This window comes from Streptomyces herbicida (assembly GCF_032656585.1).
Lineage (GTDB): Bacteria > Actinomycetota > Actinomycetes > Streptomycetales > Streptomycetaceae > Streptomyces > Streptomyces herbicida.
In genome coordinates this window covers 386,574-406,740 of record NZ_JAUYWJ010000002.1, presented here as the reverse complement: position 1 = coordinate 406,740, position 20,167 = coordinate 386,574, and the positions used below count along the sequence as shown (strand labels likewise).

18 protein-coding genes are annotated in these 20,167 nt (G+C 70.8%); 11 read left to right on the top strand and 7 right to left on the bottom strand.

The features are described from left to right. Positions 1-26: 26 nt before the first annotated feature. Positions 27-233, bottom strand: a complete 207-nt coding sequence (locus Q8A52_RS05605; protein WP_316749453.1) for a DUF397 domain-containing protein — start codon at positions 231-233, stop codon at positions 27-29. Next, positions 214-1,065: a helix-turn-helix domain-containing protein gene (locus Q8A52_RS05600; protein WP_316749450.1), complete on the bottom strand. Its 852-nt coding sequence runs from the start codon at positions 1,063-1,065 to the stop codon at positions 214-216. Before Q8A52_RS05600 ends, Q8A52_RS05605 begins: the two co-directional genes overlap by 20 nt. 119 nt (positions 1,066-1,184) lie before the next feature. On the opposite strand from Q8A52_RS05600, the gene Q8A52_RS05595 reads away from it, so the two are divergent. Further along, positions 1,185-1,796, top strand: coding sequence for an ATP-binding protein (locus Q8A52_RS05595; protein ID WP_316749449.1), 612 nt, complete (start codon positions 1,185-1,187; stop codon positions 1,794-1,796). Between the two features lie 103 nt (positions 1,797-1,899). On the opposite strand, the gene Q8A52_RS05590 is transcribed toward Q8A52_RS05595, so the two are convergent. Beyond that, a complete protein-coding gene (locus tag Q8A52_RS05590; RefSeq protein WP_316749447.1) occupies positions 1,900-2,091 on the bottom strand; it encodes a hypothetical protein in 192 nt (63 codons plus the stop codon). A 200-nt stretch (positions 2,092-2,291) separates the two neighbouring features. Beyond that, complete coding sequence (locus tag Q8A52_RS05585) at positions 2,292-5,240, bottom strand: AfsR/SARP family transcriptional regulator (RefSeq protein ID WP_316749445.1); 2,949 nt, start codon at positions 5,238-5,240, stop codon at positions 2,292-2,294. Positions 5,241-5,448: 208 nt separating this feature from the next. Here Q8A52_RS05585 and Q8A52_RS05580 point away from each other — a divergent pair, with 208 nt between their 5' ends. The 6 genes from Q8A52_RS05580 to Q8A52_RS05555 all read left to right on the top strand — a co-directional run bounded on the left by Q8A52_RS05580 (position 5,449) and on the right by Q8A52_RS05555 (position 12,934). Then, positions 5,449-6,681 (top strand): amidohydrolase family protein, encoded by a 1,233-nt coding sequence (locus Q8A52_RS05580; protein WP_316749443.1) that lies wholly within the window; start codon positions 5,449-5,451, stop codon positions 6,679-6,681. Further along, positions 6,678-7,607, top strand: a complete 930-nt coding sequence (locus Q8A52_RS05575; protein WP_316749441.1) for an LLM class F420-dependent oxidoreductase — start codon at positions 6,678-6,680, stop codon at positions 7,605-7,607. Before Q8A52_RS05580 ends, Q8A52_RS05575 begins: the two co-directional genes overlap by 4 nt. A 9-nt stretch (positions 7,608-7,616) precedes the next feature. Continuing rightward, complete coding sequence (locus tag Q8A52_RS05570; RefSeq protein ID WP_316749439.1) at positions 7,617-8,387, top strand: SDR family NAD(P)-dependent oxidoreductase; 771 nt, start codon at positions 7,617-7,619, stop codon at positions 8,385-8,387. Positions 8,388-8,496: 109 nt separating this feature from the next. Beyond that, positions 8,497-9,621, top strand: coding sequence for an LLM class flavin-dependent oxidoreductase (locus Q8A52_RS05565; RefSeq protein WP_332845890.1), 1,125 nt, complete (start codon positions 8,497-8,499; stop codon positions 9,619-9,621). A gap of 125 nt (positions 9,622-9,746) precedes the next feature. Further along, positions 9,747-11,477, top strand: coding sequence for an N-acyl-D-amino-acid deacylase family protein (locus tag Q8A52_RS05560; protein ID WP_316749435.1), 1,731 nt, complete (start codon positions 9,747-9,749; stop codon positions 11,475-11,477). Next, positions 11,372-12,934, top strand: coding sequence for an aldehyde dehydrogenase family protein (locus Q8A52_RS05555; RefSeq protein WP_408649171.1), 1,563 nt, complete (start codon positions 11,372-11,374; stop codon positions 12,932-12,934). The genes Q8A52_RS05560 and Q8A52_RS05555 overlap by 106 nt, the downstream gene beginning before the upstream one ends. Positions 12,935-12,937: 3 nt before the next feature. Here Q8A52_RS05555 and Q8A52_RS05550 read toward each other — a convergent pair whose 3' ends face one another. After that, complete coding sequence (locus Q8A52_RS05550) at positions 12,938-13,333, bottom strand: nitroreductase family deazaflavin-dependent oxidoreductase (RefSeq protein ID WP_316749432.1); 396 nt, start codon at positions 13,331-13,333, stop codon at positions 12,938-12,940. Between the two features lie 52 nt (positions 13,334-13,385). Here Q8A52_RS05550 and Q8A52_RS05545 point away from each other — a divergent pair, with 52 nt between their 5' ends. After that, entirely contained in the window at positions 13,386-13,943 is a 558-nt protein-coding gene (locus Q8A52_RS05545; RefSeq protein WP_316749430.1) for a GNAT family N-acetyltransferase, read from the top strand. Here Q8A52_RS05545 and Q8A52_RS05540 read toward each other — a convergent pair. Beyond that, positions 13,897-15,339 carry a CehA/McbA family metallohydrolase gene (locus tag Q8A52_RS05540; protein ID WP_408649170.1) on the bottom strand — a complete coding sequence of 481 codons (1,443 nt, stop codon included), beginning with the start codon at positions 15,337-15,339 and terminating at the stop codon, positions 13,897-13,899. The genes Q8A52_RS05545 and Q8A52_RS05540 overlap by 47 nt on opposite strands. A gap of 74 nt (positions 15,340-15,413) precedes the next feature. On the opposite strand from Q8A52_RS05540, the gene Q8A52_RS05535 reads away from it, so the two are divergent. The 3 genes from Q8A52_RS05535 (at position 15,414) to Q8A52_RS05525 (ending at position 19,600) form a co-directional block, all read left to right on the top strand. Next, positions 15,414-16,280: an LLM class F420-dependent oxidoreductase gene (locus tag Q8A52_RS05535; RefSeq protein ID WP_316749427.1), complete on the top strand. Its 867-nt coding sequence runs from the start codon at positions 15,414-15,416 to the stop codon at positions 16,278-16,280. A 69-nt stretch (positions 16,281-16,349) separates the two neighbouring features. Then, positions 16,350-18,935 carry a bifunctional FO biosynthesis protein CofGH gene (locus tag Q8A52_RS05530; RefSeq protein ID WP_316749425.1) on the top strand — a complete coding sequence of 862 codons (2,586 nt, stop codon included), beginning with the start codon at positions 16,350-16,352 and terminating at the stop codon, positions 18,933-18,935. 80 nt (positions 18,936-19,015) lie between these two features. Further along, the gene (locus tag Q8A52_RS05525; protein WP_316749423.1) at positions 19,016-19,600 is read left to right on the top strand and encodes a hypothetical protein; all 585 of its coding nucleotides are present in this window, start codon (positions 19,016-19,018) and stop codon (positions 19,598-19,600) included. Here Q8A52_RS05525 and Q8A52_RS05520 read toward each other — a convergent pair. Then, positions 19,593-20,087 (bottom strand): DUF2165 domain-containing protein, encoded by a 495-nt coding sequence (locus tag Q8A52_RS05520; RefSeq protein WP_316749421.1) that lies wholly within the window; start codon positions 20,085-20,087, stop codon positions 19,593-19,595. The two genes, Q8A52_RS05525 and Q8A52_RS05520, sit on opposite strands and share 8 nt — an antisense overlap. Between the last annotated feature and the right edge of the window lie 80 nt (positions 20,088-20,167).

The window sequence follows — 20,167 nt, the reverse complement described above, 5'->3', positions numbered from 1 at the left end:
GGTGCCCTGTGGATAACCCGGCGGCGTCAGCCCTTCAGGGCGGCGACGAACGTGGTCCAGGCGGGTGGGCGGAAGAGCAGCACGGGTCCGTCCTGGGCCTTCTTCGAGTCGCGGACGGGGATCACCACGCCGGGGTGAGTGTCCGAGACTTCGACGCAATCCCCGCCGCTGCCGTTGCTGTAGCTGCTCTTGCGCCACACGACGTGGCTCAGGTCAATCCCGGTGCTTGCCATCTCGGTAGTCCTCTGCCGCTCGTTCGACCATGGCCAGGGACGCCTCTGGCGGGAGTGCCGCGGCCCTGAGCAGATCGTACGACCTGCGGTAGTCCTTCACGAGCGCTGGATAGTCGATGAGTTGGCCATTGTGGAGGCCCTCGGTGTAGGCCACGGGCGGGGCATCCGGGAAGGTCATCACCTTCATCATGCCCATCATGAACGGGTAGGCGTTTGCCATTTCCGGGAGGATCTGCAGGACGCCCTGCGTAGAGCGGATCACGTGAGCGATGTGCTCCAGTTGTACCGCCATCTCTGTCGACGGCAGGAGAGGCTTGCGGACGAGGGACTCATGCAGGACCGCCCAGAACGACGGCCGTTCTTCGCGTTTCCAGATCTCCGCACGCTTCAAGCGAGCCCGGACCTGCTTGTCGACGGTGTCGGGTGGCAGCCAGGGCAGCGAGGTGTGAACGACGGCCTCGGCGTACGCCTGAGTCTGCAACAGCCCCGGTACAAGCATCGGAGCCCACTCCTCGATCGTCTCCGCATGCTGCTCCATCTCCGCCGCATCCGCGAAGTACTCCGCATGTCCCGACTGCCGTGCCCTGCGCGCATCTTCACAGCGCCGCTCGAAAAAGCCGTCCGTCCCCAGCACCTTGTCGACGTGCCGCGCCAGATCCAGGGGCATGCGCCGCTCACCCCGCTCGATCTGGCTCAGGAACGGGACGCCTCGGAAGCTTCCCTCCGCCAGCTGTTCGAGCGTGAGGCCGGCCAGCTCCCGTTGGTAGCGCAACTCGGCGCCGTAGAAGGAGGGGACGTTCGCGGACGCGTCGGGGTCCTTGCGTGGGGGCACAACTCATCACCGCCGTTTGCCAGATGCGTTTGCGCAGCCGAAGGGACTTCAACGCTACGCGGCTCGACGTCATGGTGTGACTGATCCGTCACAGAACGCACTGAAAGGTGTAAGCGACCGTGCCGCCACAGCAGTTCCCCTCCGACTCCGGCGTCTACGACACGACCCTCTGTGTGGAGGGACTGCGCGGCGCCCTCGCCGTGCACGGCATCACGCTGCCCTCGCTCCGAGTGGACCTGCCGAGCTTCGCGGCGGCGTCTCAGGCATCCGCGGGCCTCGTCGCGCTCGGCAGCTGCAACATCGCGACCGCGCGCAAGCTCACTGCGGCGTTGTCGCGAGGTGGCGGCCGGGTGCCGAGTCCGTCGGCTCTGGACCTGGATCTCCTCGCCGTACCCAAGGCGGTGTCGTGCCTGCGCCGTACGGTACGCCGGTATCTCGGTGCCCCCTGTGCCGACGTCCAGCTCTGCGTCACCGAGCTCGTCAGCAATGTCATCCGGCACGTGGGGGAGGGCACCCTCATCCGCGTACGGGTGGCCCGCACGGATGGTGACCGCATTCGCGTCGAGGTCTCGGACCCGGCCGAGCGAGCGCTTCCCGTCTCCCTGCCGGCCACGCCCGACGATGAGACGGGACGCGGCCTGACCCTACTGGATGCGGTGACGGTGCGGTGGGGAGTGGAACAGGGGGCGGTGGGCAAGACCGTGTGGTGCGAGCTGGCGGAAGCCGAGTGAGTGGCGGGCCGATGATGGATCGGCTGGGTCCTGCCCCTGGACGCACCTCGGCCGCGGCGGCTCCCCTCCGCGCCGCCGCGGCCGATCCCGTCGGGCACGAGGCTTACTTGCCGCCCAGGTCCAGGGCCGGCGGGACGGGCGCATGGTTCTCGAGAGTGGTGATCTCCTCGTCGGTCGACGGAGTGGACGTCTGGGTGTCCTTTGCCGTGGTGGCCGGCTTGTCGAGAGCCGGCGGCATGGGCGCGTGGTTCTCCATCGTGGTGACGTCCGTCGTCTTCTTCTCGGTGCTGCTCATGTTCAGGCTCCCCCTGGGAGTGATGTTCAAGTGGTGAGATGCCTCTGTCCGGCGATTCCCCCGAGTATCGCCGGACAGAGGACATGAGCCGGACCCACCCCCCGTGGGCTCGGTGCGGCCCTCATGTCCCCCGACACGATGAACCGTTGAGTCGACTCTGGCAGGCGGTCATAAACGTTCGATGAACGCCGACGACGAGCTCACGGTGCGTCCAGCGGCGCCAGCAGGAGGCGCACTTCGGAAGCCTCGGGTGCTCCCGACTGTTCCAGCAGGAGCAGGGCCTCGTGCCAACAGGCCCGTGCCCGGTCCAACTGCCCCAGTGCGTGAAGGCTCTTGCCCAGAGTGTTCAGCACGCTGCCCCGGATTAAATCACCGCCGATGAACCCGATCGCCAGAGCCTGCTCGGCGTGTTGGGCCGCCTGAGCCGGGCGCCGAGCGGCCAGGTGAAGCTGTGCGATGCGGAAGTGCGCCGTCCCCTCCCACAGGCGTTGCCGGTTGTTGCCGAACATCACCAGTGCATCGGTCAGTTGCACGAGGCCGTCGGCGAGGCGTCCGGCCTGGATGAGTGCGACACCGAGGGCGTAGCGGCCATTTGCGAGACGCAGTGTAAGGCCGAGCTGCTGAAAGATGTTGACGCCCTGCTGCGCCAAAGTGACCGCGTCGGAAGTGCGGTTCATGCGCTCGTAGAGCCGCGACAGATTGCACAGTGAGTTGGCCTCACCAGGCCGGTTCCCGTCCGCTCGATATCCGTCCCTGGCCGTGGTGAGGAACTCCTCGGCCTCTTCGTAGCGGCCCTGACTGAGAGCGATGATCCCCCGGTCGGTGGAGGCCCAGCTGATGGGGGCGGCATCTCCCGCTGCGGCAGCCAGTGCGACGGCGCAGCGCGCCTCCTCGTCCGCCTCGAAGTAGCGTCCGGCGGCCAGGTGAACATTGGAGAGTGCTGTCCGGGCACGGCTTTCTGCTCGGACATCGGTGTCTTCCTGCGCGGCATCCCGCAGGGCCACGGCTGCCGTTTCGTATTGCTTCGCGTTCGCTCCCGACTCCGCCAGGTCTTTCGCGGCCCACAGCAGATCAACGGCTCGACCGAGCCCGCTGCCGGTCGTCTGCTGCCTGGCACAGGCCAGTAGGCACTGAGCCTCCGCGAAGAGCCAGTCGAGGGCTTCCGCCCGCCCTGTGAACGAAAGGCCTCGGTAGGAGGTCGGCGCCAAGTGGACGACCATGCGATCCCCGGGCCGCTCGATCGCATAGACCCCCGCCGCCGTAGCCAAATAGAAGTCCAGCAACCGCGACATGGCCGCTTCCCGCTCACTCGGCGGCTGCTCGTCCCTTTCCGCACAAGCACGCGCGTAGAGCCGGACCAGATCATGGAACCGGTACCGGCCGGGCGCCGCCGATTCCAGCAGCGAGGTGTCGACCAAGGCCTCCAACAAGTCCTCGGTCTCGTCCATCGGCAGGTCCAGGACCGCCGCCGCTGCCGCCAGGGACATGTCCGGCCCGTCGGCCAGTCCCAGCAGGCGGAAGGCGCGGGCCTGGGCCGGCTCCAGTTGGCCGTAGCCGAGTTCGAACGTCGCCTTGACCGCCAGGTCGCCGGCCTGGAGTTCGTCCAGTCGCCGACGCTCGTCCGCGAGCTTGGCCGCCAGTACCGACACGGTCCACGTCCGCCGGGCCGCAAGCCTCGACGCCGCGATGCGGATCGCCAGCGGCAGGAAGCCGCACGCCGCCACCACGTCCAGCGCGGCCTCGCGCTCCGATGCCACCCTCTCTTCGCCCACGATCTTCGTGAACAGGGACAGCGCCTCGTCCGGGGACATCACGTCCAAGTCCACCAGGTGGGCGCCGGCCAGGTCCACCATCCGGACTCGGGAGGTCACCAGCGCCGCGCAGCCCTCGGTGCCCGGCAGCAGCGGCCGTATCTGCGCCGCGTCCTTCGCGTTGTCCAGCAGGACCAGGACCCGGCGGCCGTCCAGCACCGAGCGGTACAGCGCCGCCCGCTCCTCCAGCGAGTCCGGAATGGAGGCGTCCGGTGTACCCAGGGCCCGCAGGAAGGAGCCCAGGACCGTCTCCGGCTCCGCCGCCCGCGGGCCCGCGCCCTGCAGGTCCACGTACAGCTGTCCGTCCGGGAACGCCGCTCGCGCCTGGTGCGCCACGTGCACCGCCAGCGTCGTCTTGCCCACGCCCCCGATCCCCGCCAGCGCCGATACGGCCATCACCCGGCCCTCGGCCGAGGCCAGCACGTCGCTCAGCTCGGAGACGAAGGAGGAGCGGCCCGTGAAGTCGGGGACGGTCGCGGGGAGCTGGGCGGGCCGCACCGGGACCGCCGCGGGCTCGGCCACCGGAGCGGAGGGTTCCGCGAGCGCCGGGTCCGCCTGCAGGATCCGCTGCTGGAGTTCCTTCAGTCCGGGGCGCGGGTCGACGCCCAGCTCCTCCGCCAGCAGCCGCCGTGTGTCCGCGTAGACCGCCAGTGCCTCCGCCTGGCGGCCGCTGCGGTACAGCGCCAGCATCAGCAGCTCGCGCAGGCGCTCCCGCAGGGGGTGCGCCGCCGTCAGCGCCGTCAGCTCCGAGACCGCCTCCGCGTGGCAGCCCTGCTCCAGGTCCATGTCCAGGCGGGATTCGAGGAGTTGGAGCCTCCACTCCTCCAGCCGCACTCGCTGCGCGTCCGCGTACGGGCCGGGTACGCCGGCCAGCGGTTCCCCGTCCCACAGTCCCAGTGTCTGGTTCAGTACCTCCCGGGCATGGCACAGATCTCCGGCGCTGCGCGCCTTCTCCGCCTCCGCCGCCAGGTCCTGAGCCGCCGCCAGGTCCAGCGCGCCCTCGCCCAGGCCGCGGATCGCGTAGCCGCCGGACTCGCTCACCAGGACCCCGGGGTCAAGCACCTTCCGCAGCCGCGAGGCGTACGTCCGGACCGCCGCCAGCGCCTGCGAGGGCGGCTCGGCGCCCCACAGGGCGTCGATCAGCTCGGCCGCGGTCGCCGTCCTGCCCTCACGCAGCAACAGGGCGGCGAGCAGCGCCCGCTGCTGGGGGGAGCCGGTGTTGAGCGGCTCCTTGCCGCGCCAGGCGCGCACCGGACCGAGCACGCTGAAGCGCAGCACGGCCGACTCCTTTGAGGAGCCGGGGCGCCGCTGCTCCGGTACCCGCGGTACACCGTCCATGTCCGTCCCCCTAGACATCCCGAACCACTCCGTCAGTTTGCCTTGTTCATGGTGGATGCGTCAGCCGTGCGAGACGCCGATCACAGCCCGGCTCACGGGAGTCCACAACCCCGTCACAAGCTCTACGCACAGTTCCGCACAGACCTCACCATCGCGGACGCCCGCACGATAGCTGACGGACCGTCAGATCGGCGCTACCGTGAGCGCCATGGACACCCGGACAGAACTTCCGGAGATCATCTCCGTCGACGACCACACCGTTGAGCCCGCGCACGTCTGGCAGGACCGGCTGCCGGCCAAATACCGGGACACCGGGCCGCGTATCGTCCGCGCCCCGCTCAAGGACATGTCCTTCCTCGGCGGGCGGTTCAAGCCCGTGATGGGAAAGCAGGGTGACGACGGTCCCATCGGCGACTGGTGGGTCTACGAGGACCTGCACCGGCCCCTCACCCGCCTCGACACCGCCGTCGGCTACAGCAGGGACGAGATCAAGCTGGAGGTCATCACCTACCAGCAGATGCGGCCCGGCTCGTACGACGTCCCGCAGCGGCTCGCCGACATGGACGTCAACCACGTCCAGTCCGCCCTCTGCTTCCCGACCTTCCCCCGCTTCTGCGGCCAGACCTTCACCGAGGCCAAGGACCGCGAGCTCGCTCTGCTGTGCGTCCGTGCCTACAACGACTGGATGGTGGAGGAGTGGTGCGGGCCGCAGGCGCACGGTCGGCTCATACCGCTCGGCCTCATACCCCTGTGGGACGCCCACCTCGCCGCAGCCGAGGTCCGCCGCAACGCCGCCCGTGGCGTCCGTGCCGTCGCCTTCTCCGAGATACCCCCGCACCTCGGGCTCCCCTCCGTCCACACCGACGACTGGGACCCCTTCCTCGCCGCCTGCGACGAGACCGGCACGGTCGTCGCCATGCACATCGGCTCCAGCAGCCGTATGCCCTCCACCTCCGCGGACGCCCCGCCCGCCGTCGGCTCCACCATCACCTTCGCCAACTGCTGCTTCTCGATGGTCGACTGGCTGATGAGCGGGAAGTTCGAGCGCTTCCCGAACCTCAAGGTCATGTACGCGGAGGGGCAGATCGGCTGGATCCCGTACATCCTGGAGCGCGCCGACGTGGTGTGGGAGGAGAACCGGGGCTGGGGCGGGGTCGCCGACAAGGTCACCCGGCCGCCCTCCGAGCTCTTCGCCGGGCACGTCTACGGCTGTTTCTTCGACGACGCCTTCGGGCTGCGCAACCTCGACTCCATCGGCGTCGGCAATGTGCTGTACGAGACCGACTACCCCCACTCCGACTCCACCTGGCCGAAGTCCAGGGAGGTCGGCGAGGCTCAGATGGGCCATCTCCCGGCGGACGTCGTCGAGCGGATCGTCCGCGGAAACGCCGTCGAGCTGCTGGGACTCACGCGTGGCGGACTCTGGAAGGGGTCCGCGTGAGCCTCGCCTACGGCATCCAGCTCCCCGTCCAGTCCCAGAGCACGATCTACGCCGAGGGCTGGGAGGCCGGCGCGGGCCCGGCCGACCTGGTGGAGATCGCCCGGACCGCAGACCGGGCCGGGTTCGACTACCTCGCGTGCTGCGACCACGTCGCCATCCCGCGGCGGCTGGCCGCGGCCATGAGCACGGTCTGGTACGACCCCGTTGCCACCCTCGCCCACCTCGCCGCCGTCACCGAGCGGGTGCGGCTGCTCAGCCATGTCGCCATCGTGGGCCTGCGGCATCCGCTCCTCACCGCCAAGCAGTACGCCACCCTCGACCACCTTGCGAGCGGCCGCCTGATCCTCGGGGTCGGTGCCGGGCACGTGGTGGAGGAGTTCACGGCGCTCGGGGTGGACTTCCGGCAGCGCGGGGCCGTGCTCGACGAGACGATCGACGCGCTCAGGGCCGCGCTGGGGCCGGAGGAGTTCCCCGAGCACCACGGGAAGCGGTACGACTTCGAAGGGCTCGGGCAGCTTCCCCGGCCCGCCCAGACCCACATCCCCCTGTGGGTCGGCGGTTCCTCGCCCGCCGCCGTACGCCGGGCCGCGCTCAAGGGCGACGGCTGGCTGCCGCAGGGGGACCCCCGGGACCGGCTGCCCGCCCAGATTGCCGAGCTCAAGCGGCTGAGGGCGGAGGCGGGCATCGAGGCGCCCCTGACGATCGGAGCCATCGCCGAGCCCCTGTACGTCGGCACGCCCACCTGGGACGTCGGCCGCCGCACCCTCACCGGCACCCCCGACGCCCTCGCCGAATCGCTGCGTGCGTACCGGGCCATGGGCGTGCACCAGCTCCAGGTGCGCTTCCGCTGCCGCAGCCGCGCGGAGCTCACCGACCAGATGACCGCCTTCGGGGCCGAGGTCGCCCCCGGGCTCGACCCAGGCTGAGGAGTGGACATGGGCAAACTGGACGGACGCGTCGTGATCGTCACCGGAGCGGCGCGCGGGCAGGGCGAGCAGGAGGCGCGGCTCTTCGCCTCAGAGGGCGCGAGGGTCGTCCTGAGCGATGTGCTGGACGACCGGGGCGAGGAGCTCGCCAAGGAACTCGGCGCGCCGTACGTCCACCTCGACGTGGCCGAGGAGGCCGACTGGCAAGGCGCGCTCACGGCCGCCAAGAAGGCCTACGGCCGTGTCGACGGGCTCGTCAACAACGCCGGCATCCTGCGCTTCAACTCCCTCGTGGACACGCCCCTCGAGGAGTTCATGCAGGTCATACAGGTCAATCAGGTCGGCTGCTTCCTCGGTATGAAGACCGTGGCGCCCGAGATGACCGACGGGGGCACGATCGTCAACACCGCCTCGTACACCGCGCTCACCGGGATGGCGGCCGTGGGGACGTACGCGGCGACCAAGCACGCCGTCCTGGGGCTCACCCGGGTCGCCGCCCTGGAGTTGGCCGGCCGCCGGATCCGGGTCAACGCCATCTGCCCGGGCGCCATCGACACCGCGATGTCCAACCCGGCCCGGCTCGACCCGGACGCGGATCCCGAGGAGATGACCCGGGCCCTGGACGAGCTGTACCGCAAGCTCGTGCCGCTCGGCCGGATCGGCAGGCCGGAGGAGGTGGCCCGGCTGGCCCTCTTCCTCACCTCGGACGACTCCTCGTACATCACCGGCCAGCCGTTCGTGATCGACGGCGGATGGCTGGCGGGCGTGAGCGTGATCTGACTAATCGTCAGCTATTGACGGTGCATTCCCGTGGTGCCACAGTCAGGCGCTAGTTGAATCTGACGATGTGTCAGAAACAGACGAAGAACAACAGGGACGGTGAACCGCCTTGGAATTCGGGCTCTTTGTACAGGGATACGTGGGCAAGCGCGCCGAGACCGACCCGCTGGCCGAGCACAAGGCACTGATGGAGGAGACCGAGTACGTCATCCAGGCGGACAAGTCCGGCTTCAAGTACGCCTGGGCGTCCGAGCACCACTTCCTGGACGAGTACTCGCACCTCTCCGCCAACGACGTCTTCCTCGGCTACCTGGCCCACGCCACGGAGCGCATCCACCTCGGCTCGGGGATCTTCAACCCGCTCGCCCAGGTCAACCATCCGGTGAAGGTGGCCGAGAAGGTCGCCATGCTCGACCACCTCTCCGGCAACCGCTTCGAGTTCGGCAGCGGGCGGGGAGCGGGCAGCCACGAGATCCTCGGCTTCCTGCCGGGCGTGACCGACATGAACTACACCAAGGAGATCTGGGAAGAGACCATCGCCGAGTTCCCCAGGATGTGGCTCCAGGACGAGTACGTCGGCTTCCATGGCAAGCACTGGCAGCTGCCGCCCAGGAAGGTCCTGCCCAAGCCGTACGGCAAGTCGCATCCGGCGATGTGGTACGCGGCCGGGTCGCCGCCGTCGTACGCCATGGCGGCGCGGAAGGGGCTCGGCGTGCTCGGCTTCAGCATCCAGAAGGTCTCCGACATGGAGTGGGTTCTGGAGCAGTACAAGACCGCCGTCGTGAACGCGGAGCCCGTCGGGGACTTCGTGAACGACAACGTGATGGTGACGACCACGGCGATCTGTGCGCCGACGCACGACGAGGCGATCCGCATCGCGGCGTCCGGGGGGCTGCACTATCTGCCCTCGCTGGTGTTCCGGTACCACGACACGTTCCCCCGTCCGGAGGGCTTCCCGGTGTGGCCGGAGACCCTTCCCGAGTACACGCCGGAGTTCGTGGAGCTTCTGGTCGAGGAGGAGCTGCTGATCTGCGGCGACCCGGACGAGGTGCTGCGCCAGTGCAAGCGGTGGGAGCAGGCCGGTGCGGACCAGTTGAGCTTCGGGCTGCCGGTGGGGGTGCCGAAGGAGGAGACGTTGCAGACGATCCGGCTGATCGGCGAGCACGTGATTCCGAAGATCGATACGGATCCTGTGCATCGGACCACGCGGTTCCGGGCGGGGGCGGGGGCGTAAACGCCGTTTCGGGTTGCGGGTGCGTGGGGGTGGTCGCGCTCACGCGGCGGAGCCGCATATCGAAACAGCCCCGCGCCCCCAAAGCAGGTCGGTCACCGCATCGCAGGTTTGAGGAGACCAGGTTCATGCTCGATCACGTCATTGAAGGGGCGACCGTTGTCGACGGGACGGGCGCACCCGCCTTCACCGCCGACGTCGGCATCCGTGACGGCCGTATCGCCGTCGTCGGCACCGTCACCGAGGAGTCCCGTACCAGCGAGGACGCCACCGGTCTCGTCCTCGCCCCCGGCTTCGTCGACCCGCACACGCACTACGACGCCCAGCTCTTCTGGGACCCGTACGCGACCCCGTCCCTGAACCACGGGGTGACGACCGTCGCGGCCGGGAACTGCGGGTTCACCCTCGCGCCGCTCAACCCGGAGCGGCCCGAGGACGCCGACTACACCCGCCGCATGATGTCCAGGGTGGAGGGGATGTCCCTGGTCGCGCTGGAGGAGGGCGCACCCTGGAGCTGGCACACCTTCGGGGAGTATCTGGACGCGCTGGAGGGGCGCATCGCCGTCAACGCGGGCTTCATGGTGGGGCACTGCGCGCTGCGGCGGTACGTCATGGGGCCGGATGCGGTGGGCGGACAGCCGACGCAGGAGCAGCTCGCCGAGATGCTGCGGCTCTTCCACGAGGCGATGGACGCGGGCGCGTGGGGCCTCTCCACGACCCAGTCCTCGACCCACTCGGACGGCGACGGGCAGCCCGTGGCGTCGAGGCACGCGCTGCCCGCCGAGCTGCTGGCCCTGGCGAAGGCCGTCGGGGAGCACGAGGGCACGCAGATCGAGGCGATCGTCGCGGGCTGCCTGGACCAGTTCAGCGACGACGAGATCGATCTGTTCGTGGAGATGAGCGCGGCGGCCGGACGCCCGCTGAACTGGAACGTCCTCACGGTCGACGCGGCGGTCCCGGAGCGGGTGCCGAGGCAGCTGACGGCGAGCGAGCGGGCGCGGAAGGCGGGCGGGCGGATCGTCGCCCTCACCATGCCGATCCTCACGCCGATGAACATGTCGCTCGGCACGTTCTGCGCGCTGAACCTCATCCCCGGCTGGGGCCCGATCCTCGGTCTCCCCGTCCCCGAGCGGATCGCGAAGCTCCGTGACCCGGAGGTGCGGGCGCAGATGCTCCGGCGCGCCGAGTCGAAGGAGGCGGGCGTCTTCCGGCGGCTGGCGAACTTCGGGCGGTACGTCGTCGGCGACACGTACAGCGAGGCGAACGCCGGGCTGACCGGCCGGGTGGTCCGCGACATCGCGGCGGAGCGGGACCAGGACCCCTTCCACTGCCTGGTCGAGATCTGCGCGGCCGACGAGCTCCGCACGGTCCTGTGGCCCATGCCCACCGACAACGACCCGGCCTCCTGGGCGCTCAGGGCGGAGACCTGGCAGCACGAGGACGTCATGCTGGGCGGCTCGGACGCGGGCGCGCATCTGGACCGCATGTGCGGGGCGCCGTACACCACCCGTTTCATCGGCGACTGTCTGCGCGGCCGGAAGCTGCTGGGCCTGGAGCAGGCGGTGAAGATGCTGACGGACGACCCCGCGCGGCTGTTCGGGCTGCGTGAGCGCGGCCGGATCCGGGAGGGCTGGCATGCGGACCTGGTGCTGTTCGACCCGGAGCGGATCGACGCGGGCCAGGCCACCCTGGTGCACGACCTGCCGGGTGACAGTCCGCGGCTGGACTCCCGGGCGATCGGGGTGCGGGCGGTATGGGTCAACGGGGTCGAGGCGATCCGGGACGACGTGGTGAGCGGGACCGTACCCGGGAAGGTGCTGCGCTCCGGGCGGGACACGAGGACGGTGAGCACCCGGTGAGTTCCTCGTCCGAGGGGCAGCGGCTGTTCATCGGCGGCGCCTGGGTGGAGCCGGACGCGGGTCACCACCCGGTGACCGACCCGGCGACCGAGGAGACCGTCGGCCTGGCGCCGGAGGCGTCGCGGGAGCAGGTGCGCGCGGCCTGTGCCGCGGCCCGCGAGGCCTTCGGCCCGTGGTCCCGGACGACCCCGGAGGAGCGGGCGGCCGTGCTCGGGCGGGCCGCGGACATCATCCGCGGCCGGCTGCTCCCGTACGCGGATCTGGCCCGGGCGGAGACCGGCGCCACGACCGGGACGGCGCGCGCGATGCAGGTGGGCGTGGCGGCGGCCCGCTTCCGCCGGTACGCGCGGGTCGAACCGTCCGAGTGGGCGATCCCGCCGCAGATCAACGAGGCCGGCCCGATGGGCAGGGCGGGCGTGATGGGCGCGTTGGCGATACGCCAGCCCGTCGGCGTCGTCACCTGCATCACGTCCTACAACAACCCGTGGGCGAACCCGGCCGGAAAGGTCGCCCCGGCGCTGGCCATGGGCAACACGGTGGTGGTGAAGCCGGCGCCGCAGGACCCGCTGTCCGTCTACCGGATGGCGGAGGCACTGGAGGCGGCGGGGGCCCCGCCCGGGGTGGTGAACGTGGTCTGTGGCCGGGCGGTGGAGGTCGGCGAGGAGGCCGTGGCGTCCCCCGACGTCGACATGGTGAGCTTCACCGGTTCCACGGCGGTGGGGCAGCGCATCGCCGAGGTGTGCGGGCGGCAGATGAAGCGGCAGTTGATGGAGCTGGGCGGGAAGGGGGCGGCGGTCGTCTTCGACGACGCGGACATCGGGTCGGCGGTGGCGGGGATCGGGACGACGTTCTCCTTCTACAGCGGCCAGATCTGCACGGCGCCGACACGGGTGCTGGCACAGCGGGGTGTGTACGACCGCCTGGTCGGACAACTCGCGGCCTACGCCGCCCGGTTGAAGGTGGGCGATCCGAGAGAGCCGGACACGGTGGTGGGCCCGGTGATCTCGGCGGAACACCGCGACCGGGTGGAGTCGTACGTCGAACTGGCCCGCAAGGAGGGCGCGACGGTGGTGACGGGCGGCGAACGTCCCGCCCTCGAGCGTGGCTTCTACGTCTCTCCCACCCTCCTCGCCGACTGCACGAACGACATGCGTGTGGCCCGGGAGGAGATCTTCGGCCCGGTGGTGTCGGTGATCCCCTTCGACGAGGAGGAAGAGGGCGTGGCCCTCGCCAACGACTCCGACTACGGCCTGATCGACTACGTCTGGTCGGGCGACGTGGCCAAGGCCTTCCGGGTGGCGCGGCGGCTGCGGGCCGGCGGAGTCGGCGTCAACACCGTCGGCCGCAACATGGAGGCGCCGTTCGGGGGTTTCAAGAAGAGCGGGGTGGGCCGGGACGTGGGTGTCCACGCCCTGCACGCGTACAGCGAGGTGCAGGCGATCGTCTGGCCGGGGTGAGGGTCACCCCGTCAGATCCACCCGCACCGTCAGCAGGTCGGTCCCCAGTGCCCACACCGCCGTGCTGTTCAGGCGGGGCAGGGTGCGCAGGCGGGCCAGGGGGTCGTCGTCCGGGAGGAGGTGTGCGGTGCCGGTGTGCCAGCGGCCCCTGATGCGGACGCGGACCGCCGGCTCGGCCTGGATGTTGCGGATGTACTGGGACCTCTCGCCGAACTCCGAGACCAGCCAGAAGGAGTCACCGATGCGGCGTCCGCCCACCGGCGTCCGGCGGGGGAGGCCGGACTTGCGGCCCGTGGTCTCCAGGACCGTCTGGAGCGGGATCCGGCGCAGGACCGGGTTGCCGATGTGGCGCTGGAACCGGGTGACGGCCCGGTGCTTCAGGTCGGTGTATCGGGACATGCGGTCGGGGCCTCTCGCGGGCGGCTGGATCGGTTGATGCGAAGGTACGCCCATGAGCATCGTGAAAGCCGGGATCATCCGCACGGCGCGGCTGGAGCTGCTGCCGCTGCTCGTCGAGCATGCGCAGGAGATGGCCGCGGTGCTCTCCGACCCCGCCCTGCACGGCTGCACCGGCGGCACTCCCGACACCCCGCAGGAGCTGCGCTCGCGCTACCGGCGCATCACCGCCGGCTCCCCCGATCCGGCCGTCTCCTGGCTGAACTGGGTGATCCGGCTCCGGGAGGAGGACCGGCTGACGGGCACCGCCCAGGCGACGGTCGGACCGGCGGGAGGCGGTGCGGGCGCCGTCGCCGAGGTCGCCTGGGTCGTCGGGACGCCCTGGCAGGGGCGGGGCATCGCCTCCGAGGCGGCCCGCGGACTCGTCGGCCGGCCAGCGGGGCAGGGGGTGGAGTGCGTCATCGCCCACATCCACCCGGATCACCGCGCATCCGCCGCCGTCGCCACCGCCGCCGGGCTCACGCCCACCGGTGACATGCGGGACGGCGAGGTCCGGTGGCGCCGGGTCATCGGTCCGCGGCCGGCCCACGCCCCAGGAACACCGGGTTCGTGAAGGCCGCCAGTGAGCCCGGCAGCGGGCCCAGTGCGGTCTCGTGGCGCAGCTCCGCCCGGACATAGGCCGCGTACGCCGGTGTCGTACGCCACTCGACCGCCCCGGAGCCGGTCACCGGCAGCGGGTCGCTCGTCAGCAGGACGCCCTGGTCGGTGACGAGGCGGACGGTGCAGCGCGGGGCGCCCGAGGCCTCCAGGCGTACGGTGACCGGGGTGTCGGGGTCCGCCTCCAGCCGTTCGCCGATGCCCGCCCGTTGCCCGTCCTCGCCCGTCGCCGTGAACGTCAGCGCCACGTTCTTCGACTCGGCGACGTACGAGTGGCCCGCGCGCAGGCCTTCCTGGACCGCCTCCCGTGTCAGGTCGTCGGCCAGGACAACCGTCTGGGGCATGCCGACGACGTCCGGGTCGCGGTGGGCGTCGCTGTTGCCCATCGCCGGGAGCCAGCCCCGTCCCTCCCGCACCGCTGTCACCAGCTGCGCGTCCCAGGTGGCCAGTGCCACCTCGTCGTCGGGCGTGTAGGGGCCGTTCCACACCTCGACCGCGTCCGCCTCCGCGAAGCCGAACTTCCAGGCACAGCCGACGCAGGTGGCGTGCGGATGGGCGGGGACGACCAGACCGCCCGCCCGGTGGATCCGCCGGGCGAAGCGGCCGAAGCGGTTGTCCCGTGCCCGGTAGCGCCAGTCGACGAAGGTGCCGGGGTCGGTGCCGAGGGCCAGTACATGGCCGTTTCTCGTCGTGACCTCCTCGCCCAGCAGGATCAGCAGGTCGTCGCCCGCCGCGGCGGCCCAGTGGGCGTGTGCCGCGTTGGTGTTGTGCTCCGAGGTGTTGATGAAGTCCAGGCCGGCCGCCCGCGCCAGCGCCGCGATCTCCGCCGGGGTGCGGCGGCCGTCGGAGTGCCAGGAGTGCAGATGGCAGTCGCCCCGGTACCAGGCCCGGCCCCGGCCCCTGGCGCGTGCGGGCGGGTACACCGGCGGTACGGCGTTCCCCGGCTCGCCGTGCGTCAGCGTGACCGTCAGCTCGTAGTCCAGGCCCTGTGGCGCCACCGTGTACGGGCCGAGGACGAGGTGCCAGGTGCCCTCCCGCAGCGGGCCGGGGAGGTAGCCCGGTGTCGCCTCGTCCGCGCGGACGAAGAACTCGGTGCGGGCGCCGCCGGACCAGCCCCGGAAGCCCTCGCCGCCCAGCTCGGTGCCGCGTTCGTCGAAGAGGCCGATGTCGAGGGCGTTCCCGGGGATGCCAGGTGGGACGGGAGGCCTGCCGTAGGTGTAGGAGACCTTCAACTCGGCCACGCCTGCGGGGACTTCGACGGGAATGTAGACGTAGTCCGGGGAGCCGGGCGGCAGGGTGCCGCGTATCGTCCTCACCTTTCCCAACCTAGACGCGGCGGTCGGTCCCGTCATCAGTGCGATACCGCCACGCGCAATGCCTACCGGTCGGTATCGACAGGTGGCCCGGGGCTGGGTACACCTGGGACATGCGAATCGCCGTCACGATCTTTCTCACCGACGAGACCATCGCCCCCGTCCGGCTCGCCCGTGAGCTGGAACAGCGCGGCTTCGCCGGGCTGTATCTGCCCGAACACACCCATATCCCCGTCGAGCGCACCACTCCCTACCCGGCCGGGGGCGAGCTGCCGCGCGAGTACGGCCGTACCCTCGACCCGTTCGTCGCGCTCGGGCAGGCCGCCGCGGTGACCGAGCGGCTGGGGCTCGGCACCGGCATCACGCTCGTCGCCCAGCACGACCCGATCGCCCTCGCCAAGCAGATCGCGACCCTGGACCATCTGTCCGGCGGGCGCTTCACGCTCGGCCTCGGCTTCGGCTGGAACGTCGAGGAGGCCGCCGACCACGGGGTCGAGTGGCGCACGCGGCGGGAGCTGGTGCGCGACCGGATGGGTCTCATGCGTGCGCTGTGGGACGAGGAACCCACCGCCTACGAGGGGGAGTTCGGGGGCGTGCGGGCCAGCCGGGCCCACCCCAAGCCGGCCCAGAAGCCCAGGGGCCCGGTCGTCGGCCCCCGTACGCTGGTCGGCGGCGCCGCCGGGCCCAAGTTGTTCGCGCACATCGCCGAGTACGCCGACGGCTGGCTGCCGATCGGCGGCCGCGGGCTCGCCGAGTCGCTTCCCGTGCTGCGCTCCGTGTGGGCGGACGCCGGGCGCGACCCGGCCGCCCTCCAGGTGGTGCCGTATGCCGTTCAGCCCACGCCCGGAAAGCTCGCCCACTATGCCGAACTCGGCGTCGAGGAGACCGTGGTGCAGCTGCCGCCCGCAGCGGAGCCGGAGGTGCTGCGGCTGCTCGACGAGTACGCCCGATATCTGCCCGGTGCCAGTGACACCGTGTAACGACGAGCGGCCCGGGACGAATCGGACAGCACCTCTTTGCCCTGATCAACCCGAACGTATGCTCAAACAATGACGACTTCCGCGACCTCCGGAACCGGCCCGACCGAGAACTCCATGCGTCGCGCCCTCAAACGTGCCCGGGACGGCGTCGCCCTCGACGTCTCCGAGGCGGCGGTGCTGCTCCAGGCACGCGGCGAGGCCCTCGAGGACCTCGCCGCGTCCGCCGCCCGGGTGCGGGACGCGGGCCTCGAGGCGGCGGGCAGGCCCGGTGTCATCACGTACTCGAAGAGCGTCTTCATCCCCCTCACCCGGCTGTGCCGGGACAAGTGCCACTACTGCACCTTCGTCACCGTGCCCGGCAAGCTCCGCCGCGCCGGGCACGGGATGTTCATGTCCCCGGACGAGGTCCTCGACATCGCCCGCAAGGGCGCGGCCCTCGGCTGCAAGGAAGCCCTGATCACCCTCGGCGACAAGCCCGAGGACCGCTGGCCGGAGGCCAGGGAGTGGCTCGACGCGCACGGTTACGACGACACCATCGCGTACGTCCGGGCCATCTCCATCCGCATCCTGGAGGAGACGGGCCTGCTGCCCCATCTCAATCCGGGCGTCATGAGCTGGACGGACTTCCAGCGGCTCAAGCCGGTGGCCCCGTCCATGGGCATGATGCTGGAGACGACGGCGACCCGCCTGTGGTCCGAGCCCGGCGGCCCGCATCACGGCTCCCCGGACAAGGAGCCCGCCGTACGTCTGCGCGTCCTGGAGGACGCCGGCCGCTCCTCCGTGCCCTTCACCTCGGGGCTGCTCATCGGCATCGGCGAGACGTACGAGGAGCGCGCCGACTCCCTCTTCGCCCTGCGCCGGATCTCCCGCTCCTACCACGGCATCCAGGAGCTGATCATCCAGAACTTCCGCGCCAAGCCGGACACGGCGATGCGCGGCATGCCGGACGCCGAACTGGACGAACTGGTCGCCACGGTGGCGGTCGCGCGGCACATCATGGGCCCGGCCGCCTGCCTCCAGGCCCCGCCCAACCTCGTGGACAGCGAGTACGAGCGGCTCATCGGCGCCGGCATCGACGACTGGGGCGGGGTCTCCCCGCTCACCATCGACCATGTCAACCCCGAGCGCCCCTGGCCCCAGATCGAGGAGCTCACCGAGCGGTCCCGGGCGGCCGGGTTCGAGCTGCGCGAACGCCTGTGTGTGTACCCGGAGTTCGTCACGCGCGGCGAGCCCTGGCTGGACCCGCGCCTGCTGCCGCACGTGCGGGCGCTGGCGGATCCGCAGACGGGCCTGGCACGGCCGGACGCGGTCGTGGAGGGGCACCCCTGGCAGGAACCGGAGGAGGCCTTCGTCGCCACCGGGCGCACCGATCTGCACCGCACCATCGACACCGACGGCCGTACCTCCGACCGGCGCGACGACTTCGACGAGGTGTACGGCGACTGGGGCGCCCTGCGCGAGGCGGCCGCCCCGGGGATGGCGCCGGAGCGGATCGAGGCCGACGTCCGCGCGGCGCTGTCGACCGCGGCCGACGACCCGGCGCGACTGACCGACGCCGAGGCGTTGGCCCTCTTCCACGCGGACGGCCCGGCGCTGGACGCGCTGACCCGAATCGCGGACGACGTGCGCAGGTCGGCGGTCGGCGAGGACGTGACGTACGTGGTCACCCGGAACATCAACTTCACCAACGTCTGCTACACCGGCTGCCGCTTCTGCGCCTTCGCCCAGCGCCGCACGGACGCCGACGCCTACACCCTGTCCCTGGAGCAGGTCGCCGACCGCGCCCAGCAGGCGTGGGACGTGGGCGCGGTCGAGGTGTGCATGCAGGGCGGGATCCACCCGGACCTGCCCGGGACGGCGTACTTCGACATCGCGAAGGCGGTGAAGGAGCGGGTCCCCGGCATGCATGTGCACGCCTTCTCGCCGATGGAGGTGGTCAACGGCGCGACCCGTACCGGCATGTCCATCCGCGAGTGGCTCGCGGCGGCCAAGGAAGCGGGCCTCGACAGCATCCCGGGCACGGCGGCGGAGATCCTCGACGACGAGGTCCGCTGGGTGCTGACCAAGGGCAAGCTGCCCGCGGCCACCTGGATCGAGGTCGTCACGACCGCGCACGAGCTGGGCATCCGGTCGAGCTCGACGATGATGTACGGCCATGTCGACCAGCCCCGCCACTGGCTCGGTCATCTGCGTACCCTGGCCCGCATCCAGCAGCGGACGGGCGGTTTCACGGAGTTCGTGACCCTGCCCTTCATCCACACCAACGCCCCCGTCTACCTGGCGGGCATCGCGCGCCCCGGGCCGACGACGCGGGACAACCGGGCGGTGACGGCGATGGCCAGGCTGTTGCTGCACCCGTGGATCCCCAATATCCAGACCAGCTGGGTGAAGCTGGGCACGGAGGGTGCGGCGGAGATGCTCCGCTCCGGTGCCAACGACCTGGGCGGCACGCTCATGGAGGAGACGATCTCCCGGATGGCGGGCTCGTCGTACGGCTCGTACAAGTCGGTCAAGGACCTGATCGCGGTGGCGGAGGCGGCCGGCCGCCCGGCGCGGCCGCGGACGACGCTGTACGGGGAGGTGCCGAAGGAGCGGCAGCGGACGGCGGCGGCGTCGGACGGGCATCTGCCGGAGCTGCTGCCGGTGCTGGACTGAAGCATCGCCCGGGGGTGCTCACAGTACGATGATCCGACCCCCGTGTGATGGGGGACCCGGAGCTGAGGAGATGCGTGCCCGTGCCTGCCCGACTGCCCTCATGGGCCTGGGTCACCGGCCTTACGGCGGGGGCGACCGCTGCCGTCGTCGTCCTCGCGGTGCAGGCGGACAAGGGCCCGCACCCGACGGCCGCGGCCGTCCGGCCGAGCGCCTCGGCGTCGGCCGGCGCGCACGGGTCCGGCTCGTCGAAGCCGAAGTCCAAGCCGAAGACGTCCGCCGTCCCCGCGATACCGGCCGCCTCGGGCACGGGCCGCCGTGTCGTCTACGCGCTCGGGCAGAAGCGGGTGTGGCTGGTCGACGCGAGCGACAAGGCCATCCGCTCGTTCACGGTGTGGCCGGGAACGGTGAGCCCCGATCCCGGCACCTACACGATCTCCAAGACCCTCGCGTCCACGACCGGCTCCGACGGCGTGCAGATCGAGCACATTCTGTACTTCGCGGCGAAATCGGGCCTGTCGATCGCCTTCTCCAACGCGGTCGACGGCTCCTCCCCGGCGCCCGCCGCCGGCAAGCAGACCAGCGGCATCCGCATGCCCGAGGCGGACGGTGCGGCGCTGTGGACCTTCGGTACGGAGCCGAACACCAAGGTGACGGTCGTCAAGTAGCCGACTTCTCGGGCAGCTGCACGAAGATCAGGGTGATCCCGGTGAGCACGAGCACGCGGGTCGCCGCGTCCAGCCCGTTCCAGGTCTTCGACTGCCACATGGCGAACCACTCACCGCCGATCGCCATGAACCCGGCGCCGAACAGCAGCATGAGCATCAGCAGCCCGTAGGTGGAGAGCTGCCGGGCGCGGTCGTGACGGCGTCTCGCCCAGAACCACGTCCCGGCGATCAGCACCAGCGCCGCGACCGTCTCCCACACGATGATGGCGATGTACGCGGCGTCCTGAAGAGCCTTGCTGGTGATCGCCCGCCACATCAGGTCGTCGTCCTTGAACGTGGTGTCCATGGCGAGAACATGCCGCACGAACTGCTGGTTGGTCCCGAAGTCCGTGATGTTCCCTAGGGCGACGAGGGATATGTAGAGGGCGACGGTGGCGGTGAGCAGGGCCGCGGCGAGGGGAACGGCGCGTGAGGTGGGAGTGACCATGGAGGTGATCTTTCCCTGCCCGGGCCGCCGCGTGCCGCTCGGATTGAGCCAGAATGACGGGGCACTGGCTCCGGAGGAGG